This window comes from Rathayibacter sp. AY1H2 (genome assembly GCF_002931985.1).
Lineage (GTDB): Bacteria > Actinomycetota > Actinomycetes > Actinomycetales > Microbacteriaceae > Rathayibacter.
The window spans coordinates 65,384-91,622 of the sequence record NZ_PSUV01000012.1 but is presented as its reverse complement, the minus strand read 5'-3'; the positions used below and the strand labels follow the sequence as shown (position 1 = coordinate 91,622).

Sequence of the window (26,239 nt, the reverse complement as noted above, 5' to 3'; positions counted from 1 at the left end):
GGAGCGGGATCAGACGTCGGCGACCTTGCGGCCCTTGTACTCGAGGAACAGCGCGGTGCCCGCGGAGTCCTCGACGACCTTGGCGCGGTGGGGAAGGCTGTAGACGACCTTGCCGTTCTCGATGGTCTTGACGAGGGTGGGGACCTCGGCCTTCCACTGCGAACGACGGGCGTGGGTGTTCGCGCGGGACTTCTTCCTCTTGGGAACAGCCATGATTCTCTCTTCTCTACCTCTAGTCGGATTCGGTGCGGGCGGTCGCGCCCTCACCGCTGTCTGCGGAAGCTCTGTCGGTGGAAGCTCCGGGCGCTGCGGCCCCGCCGTCCCCCTCGCTCAACCCTGCGAGCGCGGCCCACCGGGAGTCGCGCGGCGCCTCGGGTTCGGGCGTGGAGGAATCGGCCAGCCGCTCCCCCGTGACGGGGTCGAGGCCCGGACAGTCCGGCCGGCAGACCGGCTGGAACGGCAGCGACAGAACCACCGCATCCCTGACCAGAGGTTCAAGATCCACGTGGTCGTCGTGAACCTCATAGTCGAAAGCTTCGTCAGAAGAGTACGCGAAAAGTTCCTGGAACTCGACATCGACAGGCAGGGAGATGTCGGTCAGGCACCGGCTGCACTCGCCGTCGGCCCTCGCCGACACCTCGACACTGGCCAGGATCCCCTCGTGCACGGACTCGAGCCGGACGTCGAGATCGACGGCCGATCCCTTGCGGACCGCGACGATCCCCTCGCCGAACTGCTCCGGCGCCTCGAGCTCGAGGCGGTGCTCGCGCATCTCGCCCGGTCGCCTCACGAGGTCGCGCACGTTCACGGTGAACGGCGTCTTCTTGAAAGTAGTCACGAGGGTCCAGCCTACCCCTCCCGGCCCCCTCCGGGGCCGGAGGGGCCGGGAGAAGCCGGGAGGGGCGGAGTCCGGGCTCAGGCGCCGCCGGCCTCCAGCGTCACGTCGATCGGCGCGTAGTCGGCACCGCTCGTGTCCACTCCCTCGTCGGCGAGCTCCGCGAGCGCCTCCTCGACGTACTCGTTCGAATAGGCGGTGGCGGGCGGGTCCGCGCTGATGATCGTCGCCCCCGTCTCGTTCTCCGTCTCCTTCGCGATGTCGACCGTCTGCTGCCACGCGGCCTCGTCGATCATCCCGACGCCGCTCGTCGAGGGCCAGATCAGCTTGTTGACCTCGTTGGTCATCCAGAGCTGGTGGCTGGTGCCGAGCGTGGATCCGGCCGCGGTGACGATGTCGGCCGCCGCCTGCGGGTCGTCCTTCGCGAAGATCCAGCCCTTGATCGAGGCCTTGATGAAGGCGACCGTCTGCTCGGCGTACGCGTCGTCGTCGGCGAGCCTGCCCGCGTCCGCCCAGATCGCGTCCTGGAGCATCGCGGTCCCGATGTCGTTCCAGCTGATGACGTTCAGGTCGTCCGGCTGGTACAGCTCGCCTGTGGCGGGGTTCACGGTCTCGAGGACCTGGGCGTACTCGTTGTAGGTCATCGCCTGGGCCGCGTCGATGTCGCCCGCGAGGAAGCCGTTCATGTCGAACTGCTGCTGCACCAGCGAGATGTCGTCGAGGGAGACGCCGTCCTTCTGCATGCCGGCGAACAGCTCCCACTCGTTGCCGTAGCCCCAGCTGCCCACGCTCTTCCCGGCGAGGTCGGCGGGCGAGGTGATCCCCTTGTCCTTGAAGGAGATCTGCGTGGTGGCGCTGCGCTCGAAGATCTGCGCGACGTCGGTGATCCCGGCCCCCTGCTCGATCGAGCCGAGGACCTTGGGCACCCAGGAGATCGCGTAGTCCGCGTCGCCCGAGGCGAGCACGTCCTGGGGGACGATGTCGCCGCCTCCCTCGGCGATCGTCACGTCGAGGCCCTCGTCCTCGTAGTAGCCCTGGTCGAGCGCGGCGTAGTACCCGGCGAACTGCGCCTGGGCCACCCACTGCAGCTGCAGGGTGACCGGCGCGAGGCCGCCGGAGCTGGAAGCCGACCCCGGGTCGGAGCCGCCGGAGGCGCTGCAGCCGGTGAGCGCGAGGCCCACGGCCGCGAAGGCGGCGGTCGTCGTCAGGGTGATGCGGGTGCGTCTGGTCACGGGTCCTCCTGGTGCGGTCTGCGGGGTCGCCGGTGCGGCGCGCCCCGTGGTGCGGCGGTGCAGGTGGTGCTGTGGTGCAGGTGGCGCTGATGATGCGGGCGGTGCGGATGGTGCGTCGGGTGGAGTCGGGAATCGGGAATCGGGAATCGGGAGGATCGAGGAGGGTGCGGGGACGCGCGGCGCCGCGCTCAGCGCAGCCGGCTGCGCCGCAGCGCGAACGCCTCGAGCGCGGCCGTCACGCAGTAGAACGCGAGGCCGACGAGCACGGCGCCCAGGACGTATGCGTAGGCGAGCGCGTAGTCGCTGCCCGAGGCCGCCGTGGTGATCGACTTGCCGAGCCCGCCCACGGGTCCGCCGAAGTACTCGGCGACCAGCGCCGAGATCACCGCGAGCGAGGAGGCGATGCGGAGCCCCGTGAAGACGTAGGGCACCGCTCCCGGCAGCGTGATCGTGCGGGCGGTCTGCCAGGGGGTCGCCGCGTAGGCCTTCAGCAGGTCGCGGTGCACCGGAGCGGCCTGCCGCAGCCCGCGCAGCGTCGTCACGTACACCGGCACGAACACGGCGAGCGCCGCGACGAGCTGCCTCGCGGTCTCGGCGTTCGCTCCGAACATCGTGTAGAGCACCGGAGCGAGGGCGACGATCGGCACGACAGCGGCCGCGGCCACGATCGGCGCGACCAGTCCGTCGAACACCCGCGCGAGCGCCGAGAGTCCGGCGACCACGACCGCCAGCACTGCGCCGACCAGCAGGCCGACCAGCGCGTTGCGGCCGGTCACCGCGCTGCCCTCGGCGACGGAGCCGAGGTTCGCGGCGAACTCCCGTCCGATCGCCAGCGGCGACGGGAGCACGAACGGCTGGATCGCCAGAGCGGTGACCCCGGCCTGCCAGAGCAGGACCGCGGCGATCCCGAGCACGACCGGCGCGAGCACGCTGCGCGCCAGCGCCGTCGTGCTCACCGGCTCTCCACTCCGCGCGGCACGGCGGCGGGATCGCCGTGCAGCAGCTCGCGCACGGCGCTCACGTCGCGGAAGAACGCCGTGTCCTCCCTGACCGCCGCGTCGCGCTCGGATGCTCCGGCGAGTCCGACCGGGAGGACGTCGCGGATCCTGCCCGGCCGCGGCGACATCACCACGACGCGGTCCGAGAGGAACACCGCCTCCGGGATCGAATGGGTGACGAAGACGACGGCGGCGCCGGTCTCGCGCCGGATCCGCAGCAGCTCCGTCTGCATCCGCTCGCGGGTCATCTCGTCGAGCGCCCCGAACGGCTCGTCCATGAGGAGCAGACGCGGGCTCTCGGCGAGCGCCCGCGCGATGGCGACGCGCTGCTGCATTCCGCCGGAGAGCTGGTCCGGGTAGGAGTCGGCGAAGTCGCCGAGCCCGACCAGCGCCAGCAGCTCGTCGACGCGCGAGCGCCGGGCGGTCGCGGCGACGCCGTGCAGCTCCAGCGGCAGGGCGATGTTCGCCCGGATCGTGCGCCACGGCAGGAGGCCCGCCTGCTGGAACGCGATCCCGTAGTCCTGGTCGAGCCTCGCCTGCCGGGCCGTCTTGCCGAACACGGCGATCGAGCCGGAGTCCGGCTCGTCGAGGTCGGCGATCAGCCGCAGCAGCGTCGACTTGCCGCAGCCGGACGGGCCGATCAGCGAGACGAACTCCCCCGCGGCCACCTCGAGCGAGACGTCCTGGAGCGCCGTGACGCTCGCGGCGCGGGCGGTGGTGAAGGTCCTCGTGACGGAGTCGACGACGACCGCGGATCCTGCAGTGCTCATGCGGGCTGCTCCCCTCGGCGGTACGGACGGAGGAGGGTGCCGAGCAGAGCGACGGCGCCGGCGGCCGCGAGGCCCACCAGCACCGCCCCGAGGATCGGCGCCCAGGGCTTGGCGGGGTCGCCTCCGGCAGCGGAGGCGAACTCGATGATCATGCGGCCGATCCCGCCGCGCAGGCCGATCGAGACCTCGGCGACGATCGTGCCGACGACGGCGCTGACCGCTCCGAGCCGGAGGGCCGGCAGCAGGTAGGGCACGCTCGCCGGGAGCCTCAGGCGCACCAGCGTCTTCCACCAGCCGACGCCGTACACGTGCATCAGCTCGACCTGGTGCGCCGTCGGCGAGCCGAGCCCGCGGAGCGCCCCGATCGACACGGGGAAGAACGCGAGGTAGGAGGCGATCAGGGCCACCGACATCCAGTTCTCCCAGGTCACCGGTCCGAGCTCGAGCTGCGACCCCCAGCGCCGCACCAGTGGCGCGATCGCGATCAGGGGCACCGTCTGGCTCAGCACGATCCAGGGCAGCACCGCCGACTCCGCCGTGCGGAACCGCTGCATCAGGAGAGCCAGGAGCAGCCCCACGACCGTGCCGACGACCCAGCCGACCGCGGCGATCCCGAGCGAGAAGGCGCTCGCCCCCAGGACGGCCGACCAGAGCGCCGGGGCGTTCCGCGCTCCGGTGACCGGCTCGCCGAGCCGGGCCGCGATCTCCCAGAGGTGGGGCATCGCGATGGCGCTCGTGCGCGGGAGCACCGCGACTCCTCCGACGACCACCCCGGCCTCGGGCCCGAGCGCCTTCCAGCCCTCCCACACCAGCGCGAGCAGGAGGAGCCCGCCGGCGCCGAGCACGAGCCCGCGCGCGAGGGCCGGTCTCATGCGCGGGCCACGATGTGCTCGCGCAGCTCCGGGATGACCCGCTCGCCGTACACGCGCAGCGTCTCCTCCTTGTTGTCGTGCTGGAGGTAGCCCGCGAACTGCGTCACGCCGATGTCGGCGAGCGCCCGGAGCTTCTCGATGTGCTCGTCCGCCGTGCCCAGCACGCAGAAGCGCTCCACGATCTCGTCCGGCACGAAGGCGGCGTGGCTGTTGCCCGCGCGGCCGTGCTCGTTGTAGTCGTAGCCCTCGCGCCCGGCGATGTAGTCCGTCAGCGCCTGCGGCACCGCTCCGGAGGCGCCGTAGCGGCCCACGATGTCGGCCACGTGGTTGCCGACCATCCCGCCGAACCAGCGGCACTGATCGCGCATGTGCTCCCGGTCGGTGCCGATGTACATCGGCGCCGCGACGCAGAACTGCAGCGACTCGGGATCCCGGCCGGCGTTCGCCGCCGCCTCCTTGACGGCGCCGATCATCCAGCGCGCGATGTCCACGTCGGCCAGCTGCAGGATGAAGCCGTCGCCGACCTCGCCCGCGAGCTTCAGGGCGAGCGGGCCGTAGGCGGCCACCCACATCTCCAGGGACGAGCCCCGGCTCCACGGGAACTGCAGCGTCTGGCCGTGGTACTCGACCGGACGGCTGTTGGCGAGCTCGCGGATGACGTGGATCGACTCCCGCAGCGTCTTGAGCGTCGTCGGAGCTCCTCCGGTCACCCTCACCGCGGAGTCGCCGCGGCCGATCCCGCACACCGTGCGGTTCCCGTACATCTCGTTGAGCGTCGCGTGCAGCGAGGCGATGACCGTCCAGTCGCGCGTGGCGGGGTTGGTGACCATCGGGCCGACCGTGATCCGGTGCGTCCTCTCGAGGATCTGCGAGTAGATCACGTAGGGCTCCTGCCAGAGCAGGTGCGAGTCGAAGGTCCACGCGTAGTCGAAGCCGTGCGTCTCCGCGAGGACGGCGAGCGCGACGGTGCGCGAGGCGGGCGGGTTGGTCTGGAGGACGACTCCGAAGTCCATGGGGTTCCTTCTGCTCGATCAGGTGCTGGCTCGGATCGGGTGCCGGCTCAGATCAGGTACTGGCTCAGACCGCGCGGGATGTACGCCCCGTCGCCCTTCGTGCCGACGTAGGAGCCGTCGTCGACGACCAACCTGCCGCGGGAGATCACGGTGTCGACGTGGCCGTCGATCTCGAAGCCCTCCCAGGCGGAGTAGTCCATGTTCATGTGGTGGCTGCGGCCCTCGCCGATCCCGATCGAGGTGTGCCCGCTCGGGTCGTAGACGACGACGTCGCCGTCGGCCCCGGGCTGGATGACGCCCTTCCTCCCGTACATCCCGAACATCCGCGCCGGGGTGGTCGAGGTGAGCTCGACCCAGCGCGGCAGGGAGATCTGCCCCGACACCACGCCCTGGTACATCAGGTCGATCCGGTGCTCCACCGAGCCGATGCCGTTGGGGATCTTCGAGAAGTCGCCGATCCCCATGTCCTTCTGGCCCTTCATGCAGAAGGGGCAGTGGTCGGTCGAGACCATCTGGATGTCGTTGGTGCGCAGCGACTGCCACATGTGGTGCTGATGCCCCTCCGCCTTCGAGCGCAGCGGCGTGGAGCACACCCACTTCGCACCCTCGAAGCCCGGAGCGCCGAGCTGCTCCTCGAGCGAGAGGTAGAGGTACTGCGGGCAGGTCTCCCCGAAGACGTTCATGCCGCGGTCGCGGGCCTGGGCGATCTGCTCCACCGCCTGCTTCGCGGAGACGTGCACCACGTACAGCGGCGCGCCGGTGAGGTCGGCGATCATGATCGCCCGGTGCGTCGCCTCCTCCTCCGCCTGCCAGGGGCGAGAGGTGCCGTGGAAGTACGGCGCGGTGTTCCCGGCGGCGAGGGTCTGCTTCACCAGTTCGTCGATGAGGGCGCCGTTCTCGGCGTGCATCATCATCATCGCGCCGTTCTCCGCGCCCTTCTGGAAAGCCCGGAGGATCTGCCCGTCGTCCGAGAGGAACACGCCCTTGTAGGCCATGAACAGCTTGAAGCTGGTCACCCCCTCGCGCATCAGCTCGTCCATCGCGACGAGCGAGGAGTCCTGCACGTCCGAGAGGATCTGGTGGAAGCCGTAGTCGATCGCGCAGTTGCCGGCCGCCTTCTCCTGCCACGCCTGGAACCGGTCGACGACGCTCTCGCCCGGGTACTGCACCACGAAGTCGACGATCGACGTCGTGCCGCCCCAGGCCGCGGCGCGCGTGCCGGTCGCGAAGGTGTCCGAGGCGGAGGTGCCGCCGAACGGCATCTCCATGTGCGTGTGCGCGTCGATCCCGCCCGGGATGACGTACTTGCCGCGCGCGTCGATCACCCGGTCGACGTGGGCCGCCAGGTCGAAGCCCAGCAGCGTGGAGCCGGGGGCGAGGACGGCGGCGATGGTCTCGCCGTCGATCAGGACGTCTGCGGCTCCGGTGCCGGTCGCGTTGACGACCGTCCCGCCGGTGATGAGGGTCTTCATCGGTCTTCCCCGTCTCGGTCTGCGGTCACGGCTTCGGGATGCTGGTGTACGACTCCGGCCGGCGGTCCCGGTAGAACTGCCAGTCGTCGCGCATCTCCTGCACCATGTCCATCTCGAGGTCGCGGATCAGGATCTCCTCGGCCTCGCCCGAGCCCCGCTCGCCGACGAACTCCCCGCGCGGATCGATGATCTGGCTGGTGCCGTAGAAGTCGACCGCGAGGTCGCCGTACTCGTTGTCCTCCCGGCCGACGCGGTTGGGCTGCAGCACGAAGTAGCCGTTCGCCACCGCGGCCGCCGGGCCCTCGACCTCCCAGAGGCGGTTCGACAGGCCGGGCTTGGTGGCGTTGGGGTTGAAGACGAGGTGGGCGCCGTTCAGGCCCAGCTCCCGCCAGCCCTCCGGGAAGTGGCGGTCGTAGCAGATGTGGACGCCGACCTTGCCGACCGCGGTGTCGAAGACCGGGAAGCCGAGGTTCCCGGGCCGGAAGTAGAACTTCTCCCAGAAGCGGTCCAGGTGCGGGATGTGGTGCTTGCGGTACTTGCCGAGGATCGTCCCGTCGGCGTCGACCACGACCGCGGTGTTGTAGTAGACGCCGGTCTGCTCCTCCTCGTAGATCGGGAGGATCATCACCACGCCCAGCTCCTTCGCGAGGGCCGCGAAGCGCTGCACGATCGGCCCGTCGGCGGGCTCGGCGTAGCGGTAGTACTTCTTGTCCTGGGTGATGCCGAAGTACGGGCCGTAGAACAGCTCCTGGAAGCAGACGATCTGCGCGCCGTCGGCTGCGGCGTCCCGGGCCATCCGCTCGTGCTTGTCGAGCATCGACTCCTTGTCGCCGGTCCAGGTCGTCTGGGTGATCGCTGCGCGGACGATGGTCATCGGTACCTCCATGCTCGGGCGTCCCTGTCCGGCTCCGGTGTGCTCCGCCGGGCGGTGCGGAGCCGGGGACGTGGACCCACTGTGGTCCCCGCCGGGCCCGAAGGCAATGACGGACCGTCCGGCTCCGGGGACAGGGCTTCATCGTCGGGGTTCGACGTTTCCCCGGTGTTTCCGGCGCGGATCCGCAGCATTAAGGCTCGCCGGGGGAGGAATCCGTCGGTGCCGCTAGCGTGGTCGGATGCGCATCACGATCCTGGCCGGAGGCGTCGGCGGCGCCCGCTTCACCTCGGCGGTCCGCGAGCACCTCAGCGATCTCGAGGCCGCCGGCGGCGAGGTGAGCGAGATCACCGTCGTCGTCAACACCGGCGACGACATGTGGCTCACCGGCCTCAAGGTCTGCCCCGACCTCGACTCGATCACCTACGCGCTCGGCGGAGTGAACGACACGGAGCGCGGCTGGGGGCGGGCCGGCGAGAGCGAGAGGGTCTCGGCCGAGCTCACCGCCTTCGGCGTCGGCTGGCCGTGGTTCACCCTGGGCGACCTCGACCTCGGCACCCACATCGCCCGCAGCTCGATGCTGCGCGACGGCCTCACCCTCTCGGAGGCGACCGCCCGGATCACCGCCCGCTGGCCACTGGGGGTCCGCCTGCTGCCGATGTCGGACCAGGACGTCGAGACCCACGTCGAGGTCGACCTTCCCGGCGAGGGCGTGCGGCTCCTCCACTTCGAGGAGTGGTGGGTGCGGCTTCGGGCGTCAACGCCCGCGCGCCGGTTCGTCCAGCAGGGGGTGGAGAGCGCCCGCCCCGCCCCGGGCGTGCTGGAGGCGATCGCCGACACCGACGCGGTGCTCGTCGCCCCCTCCAATCCCGTCGTCTCGATCGGCACGATCCTCGGAGTGCCCGGGATCGCGGACGCCCTCCGCCGGACCTCCGCACCCGTCGTGGGCGTCTCCCCCGTCATCGGAGGCGCGGTGGTGCGCGGCATGGCCGACGCCTGCCTCGCCGCGATCGGCGTCGAGACCTCCGCCGAGGCCGTCGGCCGGCACTACGGAGCCCGGAGCGGGGGCGGCCTCCTCGACGCCTGGCTCGTCGGCGAGGAGGACGCGGACGCGGTCCCGGCGCTCGAGTCGGCGGGGCTCCGCGCCCGCTCCGTGCCGCTCTGGCTGACCGGCCGGGACGCCTCCGTGCGGCTCGCCGCCGACGCTCTCGCAGCCGCGAGGGGCTGAGCGGAGCCTCCTCCCCCGGGTCGCGCACCGCGTGTCGCAGCGCGGATGCGGTCACGCCTCCCACGGGGCGCCCCGTTCCCTTGTACGGTCGGAGGCGGACGAACTCCCCGATTCACCCCCGCATCGGATCCGGAGCCCCTCGGTCGCGCGCCCGACCGCGTCCTCACCACGTCTCCGAGCCCTGCGGAACCGCGTGCCGTCCCGTCAGGAGGACACCATGGAGCCCAGCTCGAGGATCAGCACCGAGCGGATCGAGCCCGACATCGTGGTGATCCGCCCCGTCGGCCGGCTCGACCTGTCCACGGCGTGGGAGCTCGAAGCGGTCCTCCAGCGCGCGCTCGAGGCGGGAGAGGTCCGCGTGGTCGTCGACCTGGCGGCCGTCGAGTTCCTCGACTCGTCCGGGCTCGGCGTCCTCGTCGCCGGACTCAAGGAGGCGCGGAAGGCGGGCGGCGAGCTGCGCGTGGCCGCCGCCGGCGAGCAGCCCGCCATGGTGCTCGGCCTGTCCAACCTCGACCGCCTGCTCGGGAGCGCCGAGACCGTCGAGGAGGCCTACCGTGCCTGAGCGCTCCTTCGTCGTGCGCACGCCGCCCGAGGACGGCGTCACCGCCGTCCACGAGGCGCTCGAGGAGCTGTGGCTCGAGGAGCCGGGCGTCGCGCCGGTCGACCGGATGTCGTTCGAGACCGCGCTGGTCGAGCTGACCTCGAACATCGTCCAGCACGCCCGGTCGTACCGGCACATCATCTGCCTGGTCGAGATCCGCGTCGACGCGACCGAGCTGCGCGCCTCGCTCAACGACTCCGCCGAGGAGGCGCCCGCCGAGGTCGCCGATCCCCGCGACATGCCGGACGAGTGGGACGAGGCAGGCCGCGGGATCCCGTTCATCCACGCCCTCGTCACCGAGTTCTCCTACCGCCGTGTCGACGGGCAGAACCTCTGGGCACTCGCCCGGACCCGCACGTGAGCGAGCCGACCGAGCGCGCCCGCCTCGCCGCGATCGCCGAGCTCGGGATCGGCCTGAGCACCCCCCAGGAGCGCTTCGACAGGATCACCCGCATCGCCCGCCGGCTCCTGCGCGTCCCCCTCGCCGAGATCAACATCCTCGAGGAGTCGACGCAGTTCACGAAGTCGCCCCAGCGCTCGGCGCGGGCGAGCAGGATGCTGCGCGCCGACTCGATGTGCGACGTCACGGTCCAGCAGGGCGACATCCTCGTCGTCGAGGACGCCACCGCCGATCCGCGGTTCGCCGACCGCGGAGTCGTCACCGGATCCCCTCACGTGCGCTTCTACGCGGGCCGCCCGCTCGTCGTGGGGGACGGCCTCCGCGTCGGCACGATCTGCATCATCGACAGCGAGGTGCGCGGCTTCTCGGAGGAGGAGCGCGAGATCCTCGAGGACCTCGGCCGGTGGGCCGAGCGGGAGCTGCGCGAGATCGCCTTCTCCGGACGCGCGAGCGAGACGCAGGAGCGGCTCCGGCCCCAGCGCCTCGACCTCGGCGAGTGGAGCCTCGACTCGCTGACCACGCCGCTGCACGACGTCGCCGGCGACTACACGGCGTGGCGTCGCAGCGGGGACGACCTCTCCCTCGAGCTGGTCGACGTGATGGGCAAGGGGGTGTCGGCGGCGATCGTCGCCTCCGCGATCCGCTCCGCGTTCCAGGCGCGGCCGGAGCTCCCTCCCGCGGCAGCCGTCGAGGCCGTCAACCGCCAGCTCCTGCCCGACCTGACCGCGACCGGGATGTTCGCGACCGCACTGATCGCCCGGGCCGACCTCGCGAGCGGCGCCGTCGCGTTCGTGGACAGCGGCCACGGCCTCACCCTCCTGCTGCGCGCCGACGGCACCACGGAGCGGCTCGCCTCCACCGGCGTCCCGCTCGGCATCGCCGCCGACGTCTCCTGGGAGGAGGAGCAGCGCGTGCTCGCCCCCGGCGACGCGCTCTTCTCCTGCAGCGACGGCCTGCTCGACGTCTTCGGCGGGCGCCTCGACGCGCTCGACCGTCTCGCCGAGCTGGTGCGGAGCAACGACGACCCCGCTCTCTTCGAGCGTCTGCATGCTCTCGCAGACGACGCGCACGACGATGTGACAGCGTTGGTGCTGCGGCGCTCCGCAGCGCCCGCCCCCTCCTGATCCTGATCGAAAGGACCTCCCCCATGCCTGGTGCACTCGTCCTCGCCGGCGGCGGCCTCGCCGGAATCGCCTGGGAGCTCGGCGTCCTCCGCGGCCTCGCAGACGCCTCCCCCGAGGCGGCCCGCCTCCTGCTCGATCCGTCGACGACCTTCATCGGCACCTCCGCGGGCTCCGCGGTCGCCGCGCAGCTGAGCACCGGCACCGGCCTCGACGAGTCGTACGAGGCCCAGCTCCAGGAGGAGTCCGCCGAGATAGGAGCGGACGTCGACGGTGAGCGCCTCCAGGCCCTCTTCGCCACGGCCGTCGAGGGCGCGACCTCGCCCCAGGACGCGCGGCGCCGCATCGGCACCCTCGCGCTCGAGGCCGAGACGCTCCCCGAGGACACGCGCCGGGCCGTCATCTCGGCCCGCGTGGGCGACGCCGACTGGCCCGAGCAGCGTCTGCTCATCACCGCGGTCGACACGGCCACCGGTGAGCTGCGCGTGTTCGACCGCGAGAGCGGTGTCGGCCTCGTCGACGCGATCTCCGCCAGCTGCGCCGTCCCCGGGGTCTGGCCTCCCGTCAGCATCGACGGCGTCCGCTACATGGACGGCGGCGTGCGCTCCGGCAGCAACGCCGACCTCGCCGCGGGAGCCGACTGGGTACTGATCGTCACTCCGCTGCCGGGAGTCGGCACGCCCGGCGCGGGCCTGATCCCGACCGGCGAGCTCGACGCCCTCGCGGACTCGCGGGTCGAGGTGCTCTACGCCGACGAGGAGTCGGTGCGCGCCTTCGGCCCGAACTCGCTCGACCCGGCCGTCCGCGCCGCCTCCGCCCGCGCCGGACGTGCTCAGGGCGCCCGGCTCGCCTCGCGGATCGCCGCGCTGGTCGGCGCCGAGTAGCCGGTCTCAGCGCCGCACGCTGTAGCGCGTGAAGACCGTGCCGTCGGCGAAGCGGTGCTCCTCGCGCAGGTCGAGGCGCGCGTGGAACCCGCACGGGAGGAAGTGGGTCCCGCCGCCCACCGCCACCGGCACCGTGTAGACCTGCACCTCGTCGACGATCCCGGCGAGCAGCGCGTGCCGGGCGAGGGTCGGCCCGCCGATCGAGACGTCGTGGTCGGCGGCGCTGACCTGCGCGGCGACGACGACCGGGTCGAACCCGCCCTCGACGCGGGTACGGCGGGTCTCGGCCGACTCCAGTGTCGTCGAGTACACGACCTTGTCGGCCGCCCGCCACATCTCCTGGAAGTCCCGGATGAACGCGAACTCCTCCGCGAGGGCCCAGGTCTGCTCCCACGCGCGCATGACCTCGTACATGCGCCGCCCGTACAGGTACGTGCGCACCCGCCCCTCGCGCTCCGTGATGAAGCGGTGCACGGCGGGTCGCGGCTCCGCCCAGGCGAATCCGCCGTCCGCGTCGTTCACGTAGCCGTCGAGCGACGCGATCGAGCTGTAGATGAGCGCGCCCACGTCGGCCTCTCTCCGTGGCCGGCTTCGGGACCGCCCACGGGCGCGACCGTAGGCCTCCCGCCTCCGTCCGGCAATGTCCGCCGGGGCCTCTGGCGCGGATCGACGGGTCGCCGCTGCTCCTGGTGGCGCTCCCGGCGGTCGGCGCCCCCTCCCGGACCGCGTACCGTGGTCGTGCCGCAGGGAGCGGCCGTGAAGGGTTCGGGATGAAGATCAGCCAGCTGCGCCACTTCGTGGCGGTCGCCGAGGAGCTGCACTTCGTGCGCGCCGCCGAGCGCCTCGGCATCTCGCGGCAGAAGCTCGACTCCTCCGTCGCCGCCGTCGAGCTCGACCTCGGCAAGCCGCTCTTCGAGCCCGGTGCCGCCGCCACGACCCTCACCGCGGCCGGGCGGCAGCGCCTCGCCTCGGCCCGCGAGGAGCTCGCCGCGCTCGGCGACGAGCCGGAGGCGGCCCCGAAGTCGGGAGGCAAGGCCAAGGCCTCCAAGGGGACCGGGCGCGCCCCGATCGTCAAGGGCCAGCCGAAGCCCTACAAGCGCCGCCAGTCCCGCTGACGCGCAGTGTCCGGTCGTCGGATGTGGTGGGCCCTACCGGGCTCGAACCGATGACATCCACGGTGTAAACGTGGCGCTCTACCAACTGAGCTAAAGGCCCCCGTCGCGGGAGCACCCGCGGACGATCGACTCGATCCTACGGCAGGCGGAGCGGCCCCCTGCGGGCACTAGCCTCGGCACATGACCGCCGACAGCGACTCCCGGGCGAGGCGGCGCGCCGAGAGCCGCTGGCCCGCCTCCGCCGCGATCCTCGTGGCCGTCGCCCTGAACGTGGCCGGCCACAGCGCCGACACCTCGGTGGTCCGCCTCGTCGCCGCCGGCATCACGCTCGCGCTGCTCGTGCCGCTGTTCGTCGTCAACCCGCACCGGCTCGACAGCGAGACGCGCTGGTCGCGCGGGGTCTCCATCGCCCTGGCGGTCGTGCTCGCCGTGGCGAACCAGGTGAACGTAGTCGCCGTGGTGATCGACCTCGTCGACGGGACGGCCGACGGCCCGCCGCTGCTGCTCACCGCACTCCAGGTCTGGGTCACCAACGTCGTCGCGTACGCGCTGCTGTTCTGGGAGCTCGACCGCGGCGGTCCGGTCGCCCGCGGAACACTCCCCCGCACGGAGCTGCCGGCGGCCGACTTCGCCTTCCCGCAGGACACCTACCGCGACACCGCGCCCGAGGTCGCCGCGACCTCCTCCGAGCGCGCCGACTGGCGGCCCGGCTTCGTCGACTACCTCTCGGTGTCGACGACGAACACCATGGCGTTCAGCCCGACCGACACGATGCCGCTGTCGAGCCGGATGAAGCTCCTGATGATCGCCGAGGCGTTCACCGGATTCGTCCTGCTGGCCCTCGTGATCTCGCGGGCCGTCAACATCCTCAGCTGACGACCGGGGCGGTCCGCCTCCGGAGGGTCAGACGTGCGCGGGGGCGAGCGCGTCGATCGCGGCGCGGTAGGCGTCGATCGAGCGCGGCTCGCCCGGGGCGGTCATGAACGTGTCCCGGATGACGCCGGCCTTGTCGATGAGGAAGGTCGCGCGGGTCGCGTAGCCCTTCGCCTCGGTGAACACGCCGTACTGCTTGGCGACGTCGCCGTGCGGCCAGAAGTCGGAGAGGAGCGTGAAGTCGTAGCCCTGCTTCTCGCCCCAGGCGCGCAGCGTGTGCTTGGAGTCGACCGAGATGCCGATCAGCTCCACGTCGGCGTGCTCGAAGAGGGAGAGGTTCTCGCGCAGCGCGCAGAACTCGCCCGTGCAGGTGCCGGAGAAGGCGAGGGGGAAGAACACCAGGGCGACGTTGCGCCGCCCGTGGAAGTCGCCCAGCTGGATGCGCTCGCCGTACTGGTTCGCGAGTTCGAAGTCGGGAGCCAGGGTCAGCTTCTCGAGAGCCATCGGTCCGATGTCCTTCCGTGCGCACGAGAGTCGCGCGAGCACGAGGGGCAATGCTAGACCCGCTCCGCGCAGACTCCAAGGAACGGCCCGTCTCCCCCGATCACGGGCCGGTCGACGCGTCCCGTCTGGCGCTCTCCTACAGTCGTCGGCGCACATCCCTCGTGGATCACCACAGTGCGATTCCAGGTTCGGGGCACGGGAATCGCTAGGCTGACGGAGGTGCCCGCGCGCGGCTCGTCATCCGAGCCCCGGATCCGCGGATCCGCACCGCTTCATGAGAGTGATGTCTCGGGCACGATCTGCCCCCAGAGAGAGGTCGAGGGTGACTGTTAACGATCAGGACCCGTATTCCGTCGGTCACGTGGACTCGGACCCCGAGGAAACGTCGGAGTGGAACGAGTCGCTCGATGCGCTCGTCGAGGAGCGGGGCCGGGGTCGCGGGCGCGACGTCATGCTCAGCCTCCTCAAGCGCTCCAAGGAGCTCCACCTCGGCGTGCCGATGGTGCCCACCACGGACTACATCAACACCATCGCGCCCGAGAACGAGCCCGACTTCCCGGGCGACGAGGACGTCGAGCGCCGCTACCGCGCGTGGATCCGCTGGAACGCGGCCATCCTCGTGCACCGCGCGCAGCGTCCCGGCATCGGGGTCGGCGGCCACATCTCGACGTACGCGTCGAGCGCCTCGCTGTACGAGGTCGGCTTCAACCACTTCTTCCGCGGTCAGGACCACCCGGGCGGCGGCGACCAGGTCTTCATCCAGGGCCACGCCTCCCCCGGCCCGTACGCGCGCGCCTTCCTCGAGGGACGCCTGAGCGAGCACCAGCTCGACGGATTCCGCCAGGAGAAGTCGCACCGGGGCGGCGGGCTCTCCAGCTACCCGCACCCGCGGCTCATGCCGGAGTTCTGGCAGTTCCCGACCGTCTCGATGGGCCTCGGCCCGATCAACGCGATCTACCAGGCGCAGGCGAACAAGTACCTCACCAACCGCGGCATCAAGGACGCCTCCGACCAGCAGGTCTGGGCGTTCCTCGGCGACGGCGAGATGGACGAGGTCGAGTCGCGCGGTCAGCTCCAGGTCGCCGCGAACGACGGCCTCGACAACCTGAACTTCATCGTCAACTGCAACCTCCAGCGCCTCGACGGACCCGTCCGCGGCAACGGCAAGATCGTGCAGGAGCTCGAGTCGTACTTCCGCGGCGCGGGCTGGAACGTCATCAAGCTCATCTGGGGCCGCGAGTGGGACGACCTGCTCGCCCGCGACACCGAGGGCGCGCTGCTCGACCTGATGAACAAGACGCCCGACGGCGACTTCCAGACCTACAAGACGGAGGACGGCGCCTACGTCCGCGAGAACTTCTTCGGCCGCGACCCGCGCGCCAAGAAGCTCGTCGAGGGCTACTCCGACGAGCAGATCTGGGGCCTGCGCCGCGGCGGCCACGACTACCGCAAGATCTACGCGGCCATGAAGGCCGCGACGGAGCACAAGGGCCAGCCCACCGTCATCCTCGCCCACACCATCAAGGGCTACGGTCTCGGCCGCAGCTTCGAGGGCCGCAACGCGACCCACCAGATGAAGAAGATGACGCTGGACAACCTCAAGTCGTTCCGCGACACCATGCGCATCCCGATCACGGACGCGCAGCTCGAGGAGAACCCCTACCTCCCGCCGTACTACCACCCCGGTCAGAACGACGAGGCGATCGAGTACCTGCAGGAGCGCCGCCGCGCGCTCGGCGGCTACCTCCCCGAGCGCCGCTCGAAGTACACGCAGCTGAACCTCCCCGAGGACTCGGCGTACGCGGTCGGCAAGAAGGGCTCCGGGACGCAGGAGATCGCCACCACCATGGCGTTCGTCCGCATCCTCAAGGACATCCTCCGGTCGAAGGACTTCGGCAACCGCGTCGTCCCGATCATCCCGGACGAGGCGCGCACCTTCGGCATGGACGCGTTCTTCCCGAACGCGAAGATCTACAACCCGCGCGGCCAGCACTACACGTCGGTCGACCGCGAGCTCCTCCTGGCCTACAAGGAGAGCCCGCAGGGTCAGATCCTCCACGTCGGCATCAACGAGGCGGGCGCCCTCGCGGCGTTCACCGCGATCGGCACCTCGTACTCGACGCAGGGCGAGCCGCTCATCCCGGTCTACGTCTTCTACTCGATGTTCGGGTTCCAGCGCACGGGCGACGCGATCTGGGCGGCCGGCGACATGATGTCGCGCGGCTTCATGATCGGCGCCACCGCGGGACGCACCACGCTGACCGGCGAGGGCCTCCAGCACGCGGACGGGCACTCCCCGATCCTCGCGGCGACCAACCCCGCCGTCGTGAGCTACGACCCGGCCTACGGGTACGAGATCGCGCACATCGTGCAGTCCGGTCTCGAGCGCATGTACGGCGGGAAGCACACCGACCCGAACGTCATGTACTACATCACGGTCTACAACGAGCCGATCGTGCAGCCGAAGGAGCCGGAGGACGTCGACGTCGAGGGCATCGTCCGCGGCATCCACCGCATCTCCTGGGGCCAGTGGGACGGGCCGAAGGCCCAGCTCCTCGCCTCGGGCGTCGCGGTGCCGTGGGCGATCGAGGCGCAGAAGCTCCTCGCCGAGGACTGGGGCGTCTCGGCGGACGTCTGGTCGGTCACCTCGTGGAACGAGCTGCGCCGCGACGGCATCAAGGCCGAGCAGCACAACTTCCTCCACCCCGAGGACGCCGAGCAGGTGCCGTACGTGACGCAGAAGCTGGCCGACGCGAAGGGTCCCTTCGTCGCCGTCTCGGACTTCTCGCACCAGGTCCCCGACCAGCTGCGCCAGTTCATCCCGGGCGACTTCGCGACGCTCGGCGCGGACGACTTCGGCTTCTCGGACACCCGTGCGGCGGCGCGGCGCTACTTCCAGATCGACGGCCCCTCGGTCGTCGTGCGGACGCTGCAGCTGCTCGCCAAGCGCGGCGAGGTCGACCCCTCGCTCGCCGTCCAGGCGATCGAGAAGTACCGCCTCCTCGACGTCAACGCCGGCACCACCGGCAACGCGGGCGGCGAGAGCTGACGGACGAGTCCGTGCTCTCGCAGGAACCCGCACCGTCGAGTGCGCGGGGTCCTGCTCCTGCGGCGGAGCGTCCGGCCACCCGGCCGGGCGCTCCCCGCACGAAGGAGCAGACCCTCGCCTGGCTGCGCACCCTCGCCGGTGAGCTCTCGACGCAGACGATCAAGCGCCTCGAGGACACGCTGCCCTGGTACGGCAGCATGCCCCCCGGTCGGCGCTCGGCGGTCGGCCTCGTCGCCCAGGCCGGCATCACCTCGTTCATCTCGTGGTTCGACGACCCGTCGGCCACGCCGTGGATCGCGGCGGACGTGTTCGGAGCCGCTCCCCGCGAGCTGCTGCGCTCCGTCTCGCTGACGCAGACGCTGCAGCTGATCAAGGTGACGGTCGAGGTCGTCGAGGACCGGATCAAGAACGGCGGGGAGGACCTCCGCGAGGCGATCCTCCTCTACTCGCGCGAGATCGCCTTCGCCGCGGCCGACGTCTACGCGCGCGCCGCCGAGGCCCGAGGTCTCTGGGACGCGCGCCTGGAAGCGCTGGTCGTCGACTCGATCCTCACGGGCGAGGCCGACGACGAGCTGCCCAGCCGGATCGCCGCCCTCGGCTGGCACGGCCACGGCGAGGTCGCCGTCCTGGTGGGCACCGCCCCCAAGATGCTCGACGTCGACCAGCTGCGCCGCACGGCCCGGCACATGGACGCCGACGTGCTGATCGGCGTGCAGGGCAGCCGGCTCGTCCTGGTCATCGGCCGCGCCGAGCCGAGCGAGAACGCCACGGAGGAGACCGGTCCGCCGGTCGCGTTCCTCGAGATCGCGGAGGCGCTCGAGCCCGGCTTCGGGACGGGCCACCTCGTCCTCGGCCACGAGGTGCCGACCCTGGTCGAGGCGTCCCGCAGCGCCCGCGCGGCCCTCGCCGGGTTCGCGGTCGCCCGCTCCTGGCGGAACGCGCCGCGACCGGTCAACGCCGACGACCTCCTTCCCGAGCGCGCCCTCGCCGGCGACCCGCTCGCCCGGCAGAGCCTCATCACGCAGATCTACCGGCCCCTGCAGAAGCACTCGACCGAGCTGCTGACCACGCTGTGGGCCTACCTCGACAACGGCCGCTCCCTCGAGGCGACCGCCCGCGAGCTGTTCGTGCACCCGAACACGGTGCGCTACCGCCTCAAGCGGGTCGCCGAGGTGATCGGCTGGGACGCGACGGGCGCCCGCGAGGCGCTCATCCTCCAGTCCGCCCTCATCCTCGGCTCCATGAGCGACCCGGACGGCGCCGTCCGCCGGAAGCCGTCCCGCCGCTGAGGCCGTCTGCTCGCCGAACCCCTCCCGCCCCTGAACACTTGTAGACCCGCGACAAGCTCTTTGTGCTTTGTCAGTGGCTCCACGCGCCGCACGTGCGAGCGCAGATCGGAAGACTGGATACCGTGATCGTCGTCGTCGCCCCGGGTCAGGGCTCCCAGACCCCCGGATTCCTCGCCCCCTGGCTCGAGATCCCCTCCGTGGCCGAGCAGGTCGCCGCGCACTCGGAGGCGGTCGGCATCGACCTCGCCGCGCACGGCACCGTCTCGGACGCGGACACCATCCGCGACACCGCGGTCGCCCAGCCCCTGATCGTCTCCGCGGGACTCGTGAGCCTCGCCGCCCTCCTCGAGGGCGGACGGCGCGAGCGCATCGCGGGCATCGCCGGCCACTCCGTCGGCGAGATCACCGCGGCCGCCGGAGCCGGGGTCCTCACCGAGGCCGACGCGCTGGTGTTCGTCCGCGAGCGCGCCCGTGCCATGGCCGCTGCGGCCGCCGCCGAGCCGACCGCGATGAGCGCGGTCCTCGGCGGCGACGAGCAGGCCCTGATCGCCCGTCTCGACGAGCTCGGCCTCGAGCCGGCCAACTACAACGGCGGCGGTCAGATCGTCGTCGCCGGCGCGGTCGACGCGCTCGAGGCCCTCAAGGCGGAGCCGCTCCGCGGGACCCGCGTGATCCCCCTGCAGGTGGCCGGCGCCTTCCACACCCGCTACATGGCGCCCGCCCGCGACTCCCTCGCCGGCGTCGCCGCCGGGCTGACCCCCACCGACCCGACGCTCCGTCTCTGGACGAACCGCGACGGGTCGGTCGTCGACTCCGGTGCCGCGTTCCTCGAGCTGCTCGTCGGCCAGGTCGCCTCCCCCGTCCGCTGGGACCTCTGCATGGCGGCCTTCGCCGACGCGGGCGTCACCGGGATCATCGAGCTGGCACCCGCCGGCGCGCTGGTCGGCCTCGCCAAGCGCGGCCTCAAGGGCGTGCCGAGCATCGCCATCACGACCCCCGACGACGTGGACGCCGCCCGCGCCTTCCTCGACGAGCACGCCGCCTAGCAGGAGAGACCCCATGACGACCCCTTCCCTCACCCAGTCCAGCGGCAGCGCGTACACCCGGATCCTCGGCATCGGCGCGGCCCGCGGCGACCTCGTCGTCCCGAACGACGACCTGATCGAGCCGATCAACTCCTCCGACGAGTGGATCCGCCAGCGCACCGGCATCATCGAGCGCCGCCGGGCCTCCGCCGACATCCACGCGGTCGACCTCGCGACCACCGCCTCCCTCGAGGCGATCGAGAAGGCGGGCATCCGCCCGGACCAGATCGGCGTCGTGCTCGTCTCCACGATCAGCAACACCGTGCAGACCCCGTCGCTGGCCGCGCTCCTCGCGGACCGCATCGGCGCGAACCCCGCCCCGGCGTACGACATCTCGGCCGCCTGCGCCGGCTACACCTACGGCATCGCCCAGGCCGACTCCTTCATCCGCTCCGGCCTGGCCGAGTACGTGCTCGTCGTCGGAGCCGAGAAGCTGTCCGAGCTGGTCAAGTCGACCGACCGCAGCATCTCCTTCCTCCTCGGCGACGGCGCGGGCGCCGCGGTCGTCGGCCCCAGCGACACCGCCGGCATCTCGAAGACCGTGTGGGGATCCGACGGCTCCAAATGGGACACCGTCGGCATGGACAACCCGCTCGCGGCCTACCGCGACGGCACCGCCGAATGGCCCACCCTCCGCCAGGACGGCCCGTCGGTCTTCCGCTGGGCGGTCTGGGAGATGGCTAAGGTCGCCAAGCAGGCGCTCGCGGAGGCGGGCGTCCAGCCCGAGGACCTCGCCGCGTTCATCCCCCACCAGGCGAACATGCGCATCATCGACGAGCTCGCGAAGCAGCTGAAGCTGCCCGAGACCGTCGCTATCGGCCGCGACATCGAGACCACCGGCAACACCTCCGCCGCGTCGATCCCGCTCGCCACCCACCGCCTGCTCGAGGAGCACCCGGAGCTGCACGGCGGACTCGCGCTGCAGATCGGCTTCGGCGCCGGACTGGTGTTCGGCGCGCAGGTCGTGGTGCTCCCGTGACCGGCGCGACCCCACCCCTAAACTGACCTACGGTCACTGACGAACACCCGAAGAACCCCCAAGGAGAGAACCATGGCACTGTCCAACGAAGAAGTCCTCGCCGGCCTGGCCGAGCTTGTCAACGACGAGACGGGCATCGCCACCGACTCCGTCGAGATGGACAAGTCGTTCACCGACGACCTCGACATCGACTCCATCTCGATGATGACCATCGTCGTCAACGCCGAGGAGAAGTTCGACGTGAAGATCCCCGACGACGAGGTCAAGAACCTCAAGACGGTCGGCGACGCGGTCCGCTTCATCGTCAAGGCGTCCGAGTAGTCGTCGCCCGCGCACCCCGTCCTCGTGGCGGACACCCCGGCCGGCGATCGTCGGCCGGGGTGAGCCCGGCACCCACCCACACGGAACAGAGAAGCTCGTCATGACCAAGAAGATCGTCGTCACCGGAATCGGTGCCAGCACTCCCCTCGGCGGGACCGCCCGGGAGTCCTGGAACGCACTCCTCGCCGGCGAATCAGGCGTCCGCTCCCTCGAGCAGGACTGGGTCGCCCAGTACGACATCCCGGTCACCTTCGCCGCCCAGGCCAAGGTCCGCCCGGAGGAGGTGCTCTCCCGCCCCGAGGCGAAGCGCCTCGACCCCTCCAGCCAGTTCGCGCTCATCTCGGCCCGCGAGGCCTGGGCCGACTCCGGCATCACCGACGTCGACCCGCTCCGCGTGGGCGTCGACTACTCGACCGGCATCGGCGGCCTCTGGACCCTCGTCGACGCGTGGGACACCCTCCGCGAGCGCGGTCCCCGCCGGGTCCTCCCGATGACCATCCCGATGCTCATGCCCAACGCGGCCGCCGCCGCCATCAGCATGGCCATCCCCTCCCGCGCCTACGCCCGCACCGACGTGTCGGCCTGCGCCTCCAGCACCGAGGCCCTCGCGAACGCCTACGAGCACATGCAGCTCGGCCTCGCCGACGTGGTCGTCGCCGGCGGCACGGAGTCGGTCGTCCACCCGCTCCCGATCGCCGCCTTCGCGTCGATGCAGGCCCTCTCGCGCCGCAACGACGACCCGGCGACCGCCTCACGCCCCTACGACGTCTCCCGCGACGGCTTCGTCCTCGGAGAGGGCGCCGCGACGCTCATCCTCGAGACCGAGGAGCACGCCCTCGCCCGCGGAGCCCGCATCTACGCGGAGCTCGCCGGCGGCGCCGTCACCAGCGACTCGTACCACATCACGGCGCCGGACCCCGAGGGCTCCGCCGCCGCCCGTGCCATGATCGGCGCCCTCGAGCAGGCCGGAGCCGCGCTCACCGACGTCACCCACGTCAACGCCCACGCGACGAGCACCCCGGTCGGCGACATCGCCGAGTACCGCGCCCTGCTGCGCGTCTTCGGCGACCACCTCCCGAACATCGCCGTCTCCGCGACCAAGGCGTCCACCGGCCACCTCCTCGGCGGCACCGGCGCGCTCGAGGCCATCTTCACCGTGCTCGCCCTCCACGAGCGCACCGCACCCCCCACCATCAACCTCTTCGAGCAGGACCCCCAGATCCCCCTCGACGTCGTCACCAGCCCCCGCGCCCTCGGCGACGGACCGCTGGTCGCCATCTCGAACTCGTTCGGGTTCGGGGGGCACAATGCTGTTGCCGCTTTCCGGACGGTGTAGCGGGGCGTAGCCCCGCTCCACCGTCCGGAAAGCGGGCTGCGCCGCTCCTTGCGCGGCGCAGGCGCGTCCGCTGGGGAGGGGGGGCGGGGTTTCCGAGGGCCGGTGCGGTGCGGCGACGGTGATCCGCTGGAACGCGGATCCCCGGATACGCCTCGTGCCGCGAGGGATCTGCGCCGCCGTCTGGTGCGGGCTGGTGAGCACGCCGTGCTGGTGGGGAGCGCGGGCTTCGCCGCGGCTCGGGTAGAAAGCTTCGGTTCAAGCAGCTGTGCTCGAGGGGAGCGCGGGCTTCGCCGCGACCCGGGTCGGATGCTCGGATCAGGGCGGCTGCGCTCGTGGGGAGCGTGCGACTCGCCATTACTCGGGCCGTCGGTGTCGTGCGCGACAGAGGCGCGGGCGGCTCCACGAGCTTTCCGACGCCCTCCGCCGGAACGCGGTGCTCCGCCGACCGTCTGGTCGACGTGCCAGCGAGCGGCAACCGTGAGGCGACGACGCGACTTCGAGGCGGACCTCTGCCGGAACGAGGGTCCGCTGGCCGCCTGGTTCAGGGAGGCGGGAGCGAGCGGCCCCCGCGAGGCGTATCCGCCGATCCGCGTGCCAGCGGATCGGCGTCGCCGGCCGCCGGCCGCTCCAAGGAACCCGACCACCCGCCCGAGCCGACTGCGCGACGCCGCGCGAGGAGCGGCGTCGAATGAACTCAGCCGACCCCGTGCATCCAGACGACGGGCGCGAAGTCGCCGCCGTAGCGGAAGGGCTCGAGCTCGTCCTCCCAGGCCTGGCCGAGGGCGAGGCGCAACTCGCGGTGCAGCTCGATGGGGTCGGCGCCGGCGAGCTCCATGGCGGAGCGGATGCGGTCCTCGGGCACGACGGTGTTGCCCGCGCTGTCGGTCTGGGCGTAGAAGATTCCGAGCTCGGGCGTGTGCATCCAGCGGCCGCCGTCGACGCCGGGCGAGGGCTCCTCGGTGACCTCGTAGCGGACATCGGCCCAGCCGCGGAGAGCGGACGCGATGACGGCACCGGTTCCGACCGGGCCCTCCCAGGCGAACTCGGCGCGCAGGGTGCTGCGGAGCACGGGCTGCTCGATCCAGGCGAAGTTCACGGCACGACCAAGAGCGCGACCTGTCCCCCACTCGAGGTGGGGGCAGAGCGCGCGGGGGGCGGAGTGCACGAAGAGCACACCCCGAGTCTGCTGCGCCACCATGGTGTCCTCCGTTCGTCCCGGTGCGTCTTCCCCAACGACCCGGACCACGGAACACTCTGCGGTGCGCCTTCTTCGATTATGACGGTGGACGTGCCACCACGCCCGATCATGCAGGAGCGGCGGACCTCCGTCAAGGCGGCTCGCCGCGCCTGCTCGACCGGCCGTGGGCGGCTCCTGCCTATACTCGGGTCGTCCGCGCCGCCGGACGCCGCACACCGCCAGACGCCCGCCGGGAGGAGCACCGTGTCCGTCCGCGACGGCCTGCTCGCCCTGCTCACGCTCGGCCCCGCCTACGGCCTCCAGCTGCACGCCGAGCTCCTCGACCGTGCCGCGCACCGGCCCCGGGTCAACGTCGGCCAGATCTACTCGACGCTCGAGCGCCTGCGCGAGCGGGGCCTCGTCGTCTCGGCCGGGTCCACCGACGACGGCCTCCCCCTGCACGCGCTCACCCGCGAGGGCCGCGCGGAGGCGGCCGCCTGGCTGACGGGTGACGGAGCGTCCCCGGAGGAGGACTGGGACGACGTCCTCGACCGCGTGCTGCTGGCGTCGAGCCTGTCCGGCGCCGACCTCGCCGCCGTCCTCGACGCGTACGAGAGCTCGCTGCCCGCCACCGCCGACGAGCAGGCGGAAGAGGAGGACGCGCACCCGCAGCGCCGCCTCGCCGCGACCGCCGCCGGCGTGCGGGAGGAGGCCCTGAGGCGCCTCCTCGAGGCGGCCCGCGACGAGCTCACGGGCGACGGGCCGGGACGGGGCGTCCGCGGATACGCTCTCGAGCGTCCCCGTCGGGGCCGTCGAGCCTCGAGCTAGGACGAGACAGGCGCGGGTGCCGTCGCCTAGGGTGGTTCGCATGTCCCGCACCCCCCTCGGTCTCCGCGTCCCCTCCCGGGCGCGCCGGCGCCTCGTCGCCGCCGGAGCGGGCACGGTCCTCGTCCTGTGCGCCGCCCTCGCCGCCCCGCTCTCCGCGTCCGCCGCCTACGACCCGTCCGACTACCCCTCGTGGTCCGATGTCGAGGCCGCGAAGTCGAGCGAGAGCGCCACCGCCGCCGAGGTCGACCGCATCACCGCCTTCCTCGCCGACCTGCGCGACCAGGCCGCCGCCCTCACCGACGCCGCCATCAGCCGGGCCGCCGAGGCGGACGCCGCGCAGAGCGCTCTCGACGAGGCGACCCAGCGCGTGAGCGCCCTGGAGGAGCGCGCCTCCGCCGCCCGCTCGGACGCCGACGCAGCGAAGGAGCAGGCCGGCCGTCTCGCCGCGCAGCTCTACCGCAACGGCGGGACCGATGCGACGCTCAACCTCCTCATCGGCGGCGACGAGTCGAGCGAGCTGCTCTACCGCCTCGGCACCATGACGCAGCTCACCCAGCAGACCAGCCGGCTCCAGACCGCGGCGCAGTCGACCGAGAACCAGGCCGTCTCCCTCGCCGCTCAGGCCGAGCAGGCCCGGGGCGAGCGCGTCTCCCTCGCCACCGCCGCGGCCGACGCGCTCTCGGTCGCCCGCTCTGCTCAGGCCGAGGCCGACGCCAAGGTCGCCGACCAGGAGAAGTACAGCCAGGAGCTCTACACCCAGCTCGCCTCACTCAAGAACACCACCGCCGAGATCGAGCGGGAGTACGCCGACGGCCAGGACGCGAAGTCGGCTTTCGAGGAGCAGCAGCGCCTCTCCCGCCTCGCCGCCGAGGCCGAGGCCGCCCGCCAGCGCGCCGCGTCGGCTCCCGCCGCGGCCGCCGCTCCGGCAGCGCCCTCCAACAGCGGAGGCGGAGGCGGCGGAGGAGGCGGCCCGGTCGAGCTCGGCGACGACGACCCGACCGGCGCGCGCAACAGCTCCGCCAAGACCATCGCCGCCCTCGGCACCTACGCCGGACGCACGGACGGCCTCTCCCCCGCGCAGGCCCAGGCCTACGCCCGCACCGCTGTCGGCCGCTTCGGCTGGGGCGCCGACCAGGTCGACCGGTGCCTCATCCCGCTGTGGAACGGCGAGTCGGGGTGGCGCTGGAACGCGCTGAACCGCTCCTCCGGCGCCTACGGCATCCCGCAGGCCCTCCCGGCGAGCAAGATGGCCAACTCGGGAGCCGACTACCAGACGAACGCGGCGACGCAGGTCGACTGGGGTCTCTCGTACATCAAGAGCGCCTACGGCTCGCCCTGCAACGCATGGTCGAGCTGGAACAACCGCTCGCCGCACTGGTACTGATC

27 protein-coding genes and 1 tRNA gene are annotated in these 26,239 nt (G+C 71.8%); 15 read left to right on the top strand and 13 right to left on the bottom strand.

Features of this window, described 5'->3' with window-relative positions:
- Nucleotides 1–9 precede the first annotated feature (9 nt).
- The 9 genes from rpmF to C5C29_RS10385 all read right to left on the bottom strand — a co-directional run bounded on the left by rpmF (nt 10) and on the right by C5C29_RS10385 (nt 8,066).
- On the bottom strand, nt 10–213 hold the full coding sequence (gene rpmF, locus C5C29_RS10425) for a 50S ribosomal protein L32 (RefSeq protein WP_104223482.1): 204 nt from the start codon (nt 211–213) through the stop codon (nt 10–12).
- Nucleotides 214–232: 19 nt separating this feature from the next.
- Nucleotides 233–772: a DUF177 domain-containing protein gene (locus tag C5C29_RS10420; RefSeq protein WP_104226701.1), complete on the bottom strand. Its 540-nt coding sequence runs from the start codon at nt 770–772 to the stop codon at nt 233–235.
- Nucleotides 773–915: 143 nt separating this feature from the next.
- Nucleotides 916–2,067 (bottom strand): ABC transporter substrate-binding protein, encoded by a 1,152-nt coding sequence (locus tag C5C29_RS10415; RefSeq protein WP_258069489.1) that lies wholly within the window; start codon nt 2,065–2,067, stop codon nt 916–918.
- A gap of 188 nt (nt 2,068–2,255) precedes the next feature.
- Nucleotides 2,256–3,023, bottom strand: a complete 768-nt coding sequence (locus tag C5C29_RS10410) for an ABC transporter permease (protein WP_104308363.1) — start codon at nt 3,021–3,023, stop codon at nt 2,256–2,258.
- On the bottom strand, nt 3,020–3,835 hold the full coding sequence (locus C5C29_RS10405; RefSeq protein WP_104308362.1) for an ABC transporter ATP-binding protein: 816 nt from the start codon (nt 3,833–3,835) through the stop codon (nt 3,020–3,022). The genes C5C29_RS10410 and C5C29_RS10405 overlap by 4 nt, the downstream gene beginning before the upstream one ends.
- Entirely contained in the window at nt 3,832–4,707 is an 876-nt protein-coding gene (locus C5C29_RS10400; RefSeq protein WP_104308361.1) for an ABC transporter permease, read from the bottom strand. The genes C5C29_RS10405 and C5C29_RS10400 overlap by 4 nt, the downstream gene beginning before the upstream one ends.
- Entirely contained in the window at nt 4,704–5,720 is a 1,017-nt protein-coding gene (locus tag C5C29_RS10395; protein ID WP_104308360.1) for a TIGR03842 family LLM class F420-dependent oxidoreductase, read from the bottom strand. The genes C5C29_RS10400 and C5C29_RS10395 overlap by 4 nt, the downstream gene beginning before the upstream one ends.
- A 47-nt stretch (nt 5,721–5,767) precedes the next feature.
- A complete protein-coding gene (gene hydA, locus C5C29_RS10390) occupies nt 5,768–7,192 on the bottom strand; it encodes a dihydropyrimidinase (protein WP_104308359.1) in 1,425 nt (474 codons plus the stop codon).
- Between the two features lie 25 nt (nt 7,193–7,217).
- Nucleotides 7,218–8,066: a nitrilase-related carbon-nitrogen hydrolase gene (locus C5C29_RS10385; protein ID WP_104223476.1), complete on the bottom strand. Its 849-nt coding sequence runs from the start codon at nt 8,064–8,066 to the stop codon at nt 7,218–7,220.
- Nucleotides 8,067–8,304: 238 nt separating this feature from the next.
- Here C5C29_RS10385 and cofD point away from each other — a divergent pair, with 238 nt between their 5' ends.
- From cofD to C5C29_RS10360, 5 genes are all read left to right on the top strand, one after another.
- Nucleotides 8,305–9,291, top strand: coding sequence for a 2-phospho-L-lactate transferase (gene cofD, locus C5C29_RS10380; protein WP_104308358.1), 987 nt, complete (start codon nt 8,305–8,307; stop codon nt 9,289–9,291).
- 217 nt (nt 9,292–9,508) lie between these two features.
- Nucleotides 9,509–9,853 carry an STAS domain-containing protein gene (locus C5C29_RS10375; RefSeq protein WP_104223474.1) on the top strand — a complete coding sequence of 115 codons (345 nt, stop codon included), beginning with the start codon at nt 9,509–9,511 and terminating at the stop codon, nt 9,851–9,853.
- The gene (locus tag C5C29_RS10370; RefSeq protein ID WP_104223473.1) at nt 9,846–10,253 is read left to right on the top strand and encodes an ATP-binding protein; all 408 of its coding nucleotides are present in this window, start codon (nt 9,846–9,848) and stop codon (nt 10,251–10,253) included. Before C5C29_RS10375 ends, C5C29_RS10370 begins: the two co-directional genes overlap by 8 nt.
- Complete coding sequence (locus tag C5C29_RS10365; protein ID WP_181128816.1) at nt 10,250–11,416, top strand: PP2C family protein-serine/threonine phosphatase; 1,167 nt, start codon at nt 10,250–10,252, stop codon at nt 11,414–11,416. The genes C5C29_RS10370 and C5C29_RS10365 overlap by 4 nt, the downstream gene beginning before the upstream one ends.
- A gap of 23 nt (nt 11,417–11,439) precedes the next feature.
- Entirely contained in the window at nt 11,440–12,297 is an 858-nt protein-coding gene (locus C5C29_RS10360) for a patatin-like phospholipase family protein (RefSeq protein ID WP_104308356.1), read from the top strand.
- A gap of 6 nt (nt 12,298–12,303) precedes the next feature.
- On the opposite strand, the gene C5C29_RS10355 is transcribed toward C5C29_RS10360, so the two are convergent.
- Nucleotides 12,304–12,864 (bottom strand): dihydrofolate reductase family protein, encoded by a 561-nt coding sequence (locus tag C5C29_RS10355; RefSeq protein ID WP_104226668.1) that lies wholly within the window; start codon nt 12,862–12,864, stop codon nt 12,304–12,306.
- Between the two features lie 203 nt (nt 12,865–13,067).
- Between C5C29_RS10355 and C5C29_RS10350 the strand changes: the two genes are divergently transcribed.
- On the top strand, nt 13,068–13,412 hold the full coding sequence (locus C5C29_RS10350; RefSeq protein ID WP_104223469.1) for a LysR family transcriptional regulator: 345 nt from the start codon (nt 13,068–13,070) through the stop codon (nt 13,410–13,412).
- A gap of 24 nt (nt 13,413–13,436) precedes the next feature.
- On the opposite strand, the gene C5C29_RS10345 is transcribed toward C5C29_RS10350, so the two are convergent.
- Nucleotides 13,437–13,512, bottom strand: a tRNA-Val gene (locus C5C29_RS10345).
- Between the two features lie 80 nt (nt 13,513–13,592).
- On the opposite strand from C5C29_RS10345, the gene C5C29_RS10340 reads away from it, so the two are divergent.
- Nucleotides 13,593–14,288 carry a hypothetical protein gene (locus C5C29_RS10340; RefSeq protein ID WP_104226669.1) on the top strand — a complete coding sequence of 232 codons (696 nt, stop codon included), beginning with the start codon at nt 13,593–13,595 and terminating at the stop codon, nt 14,286–14,288.
- A 27-nt stretch (nt 14,289–14,315) separates the two neighbouring features.
- On the opposite strand, the gene C5C29_RS10335 is transcribed toward C5C29_RS10340, so the two are convergent.
- Nucleotides 14,316–14,789, bottom strand: a complete 474-nt coding sequence (locus C5C29_RS10335; protein ID WP_104238203.1) for a peroxiredoxin — start codon at nt 14,787–14,789, stop codon at nt 14,316–14,318.
- A 322-nt stretch (nt 14,790–15,111) separates the two neighbouring features.
- Here C5C29_RS10335 and aceE point away from each other — a divergent pair, with 322 nt between their 5' ends.
- From aceE to C5C29_RS10305, 6 genes are all read left to right on the top strand, one after another.
- Nucleotides 15,112–17,838 (top strand): pyruvate dehydrogenase (acetyl-transferring), homodimeric type, encoded by a 2,727-nt coding sequence (gene aceE, locus C5C29_RS10330; RefSeq protein WP_104247522.1) that lies wholly within the window; start codon nt 15,112–15,114, stop codon nt 17,836–17,838.
- Nucleotides 17,839–17,960: 122 nt separating this feature from the next.
- Entirely contained in the window at nt 17,961–19,127 is a 1,167-nt protein-coding gene (locus C5C29_RS10325; protein WP_181027189.1) for a CdaR family transcriptional regulator, read from the top strand.
- Between the two features lie 122 nt (nt 19,128–19,249).
- A complete protein-coding gene (locus C5C29_RS10320; protein WP_104308355.1) occupies nt 19,250–20,173 on the top strand; it encodes an ACP S-malonyltransferase in 924 nt (307 codons plus the stop codon).
- 13 nt (nt 20,174–20,186) lie between these two features.
- A complete protein-coding gene (locus C5C29_RS10315) occupies nt 20,187–21,191 on the top strand; it encodes a beta-ketoacyl-ACP synthase III (RefSeq protein ID WP_104223464.1) in 1,005 nt (334 codons plus the stop codon).
- Between the two features lie 72 nt (nt 21,192–21,263).
- Entirely contained in the window at nt 21,264–21,512 is a 249-nt protein-coding gene (locus tag C5C29_RS10310; RefSeq protein ID WP_104223463.1) for an acyl carrier protein, read from the top strand.
- Nucleotides 21,513–21,612: 100 nt separating this feature from the next.
- Nucleotides 21,613–22,848 carry a beta-ketoacyl synthase gene (locus C5C29_RS10305; RefSeq protein WP_104226673.1) on the top strand — a complete coding sequence of 412 codons (1,236 nt, stop codon included), beginning with the start codon at nt 21,613–21,615 and terminating at the stop codon, nt 22,846–22,848.
- 694 nt (nt 22,849–23,542) lie between these two features.
- Here the strand turns inward: C5C29_RS10305 and C5C29_RS10300 are convergent.
- Nucleotides 23,543–24,046, bottom strand: a complete 504-nt coding sequence (locus C5C29_RS10300; protein ID WP_104226674.1) for a DUF3145 domain-containing protein — start codon at nt 24,044–24,046, stop codon at nt 23,543–23,545.
- A 243-nt stretch (nt 24,047–24,289) separates the two neighbouring features.
- On the opposite strand from C5C29_RS10300, the gene C5C29_RS10295 reads away from it, so the two are divergent.
- Complete coding sequence (locus C5C29_RS10295) at nt 24,290–24,853, top strand: PadR family transcriptional regulator (protein WP_181128815.1); 564 nt, start codon at nt 24,290–24,292, stop codon at nt 24,851–24,853.
- Nucleotides 24,854–24,893: 40 nt separating this feature from the next.
- Nucleotides 24,894–26,237, top strand: coding sequence for a hypothetical protein (locus C5C29_RS10290; RefSeq protein ID WP_258063522.1), 1,344 nt, complete (start codon nt 24,894–24,896; stop codon nt 26,235–26,237).
- The last annotated feature ends 2 nt before the right edge of the window (nt 26,238–26,239 follow it).

Bases quoted from the DNA above. Each gene is read 5' to 3' on its own strand.
- rpmF (WP_104223482.1), bottom strand. From the start codon at position 213: ATGGCTGTTCCCAAGAGGAAGAAGTCCCGCGCGAACACCCACGCCCGT.
- C5C29_RS10420 (WP_104226701.1), bottom strand. From the start codon at position 772: ATGCGCGAGCACCGCCTCGAGCTCGAGGCGCCGGAGCAGTTCGGCGAG.
- C5C29_RS10405 (WP_104308362.1), bottom strand. From the start codon at position 3,835: ATGAGCACTGCAGGATCCGCGGTCGTCGTCGACTCCGTCACGAGGACC.
- C5C29_RS10400 (WP_104308361.1), bottom strand. From the start codon at position 4,707: ATGAGACCGGCCCTCGCGCGCGGGCTCGTGCTCGGCGCCGGCGGGCTC.
- C5C29_RS10395 (WP_104308360.1), bottom strand. From the start codon at position 5,720: ATGGACTTCGGAGTCGTCCTCCAGACCAACCCGCCCGCCTCGCGCACC.
- hydA (WP_104308359.1), bottom strand. From the start codon at position 7,192: ATGAAGACCCTCATCACCGGCGGGACGGTCGTCAACGCGACCGGCACC.
- C5C29_RS10385 (WP_104223476.1), bottom strand. From the start codon at position 8,066: ATGACCATCGTCCGCGCAGCGATCACCCAGACGACCTGGACCGGCGAC.
- cofD (WP_104308358.1), top strand. From the start codon at position 8,305: ATGCGCATCACGATCCTGGCCGGAGGCGTCGGCGGCGCCCGCTTCACC.
- C5C29_RS10375 (WP_104223474.1), top strand. From the start codon at position 9,509: ATGGAGCCCAGCTCGAGGATCAGCACCGAGCGGATCGAGCCCGACATC.
- C5C29_RS10360 (WP_104308356.1), top strand. From the start codon at position 11,440: ATGCCTGGTGCACTCGTCCTCGCCGGCGGCGGCCTCGCCGGAATCGCC.
- C5C29_RS10350 (WP_104223469.1), top strand. From the start codon at position 13,068: ATGAAGATCAGCCAGCTGCGCCACTTCGTGGCGGTCGCCGAGGAGCTG.
- C5C29_RS10340 (WP_104226669.1), top strand. From the start codon at position 13,593: ATGACCGCCGACAGCGACTCCCGGGCGAGGCGGCGCGCCGAGAGCCGC.
- C5C29_RS10335 (WP_104238203.1), bottom strand. From the start codon at position 14,789: ATGGCTCTCGAGAAGCTGACCCTGGCTCCCGACTTCGAACTCGCGAAC.
- C5C29_RS10315 (WP_104223464.1), top strand. From the start codon at position 20,187: ATGACGACCCCTTCCCTCACCCAGTCCAGCGGCAGCGCGTACACCCGG.
- C5C29_RS10310 (WP_104223463.1), top strand. From the start codon at position 21,264: ATGGCACTGTCCAACGAAGAAGTCCTCGCCGGCCTGGCCGAGCTTGTC.
- C5C29_RS10305 (WP_104226673.1), top strand. From the start codon at position 21,613: ATGACCAAGAAGATCGTCGTCACCGGAATCGGTGCCAGCACTCCCCTC.
- C5C29_RS10300 (WP_104226674.1), bottom strand. From the start codon at position 24,046: ATGGTGGCGCAGCAGACTCGGGGTGTGCTCTTCGTGCACTCCGCCCCC.
- C5C29_RS10290 (WP_258063522.1), top strand. From the start codon at position 24,894: ATGTCCCGCACCCCCCTCGGTCTCCGCGTCCCCTCCCGGGCGCGCCGG.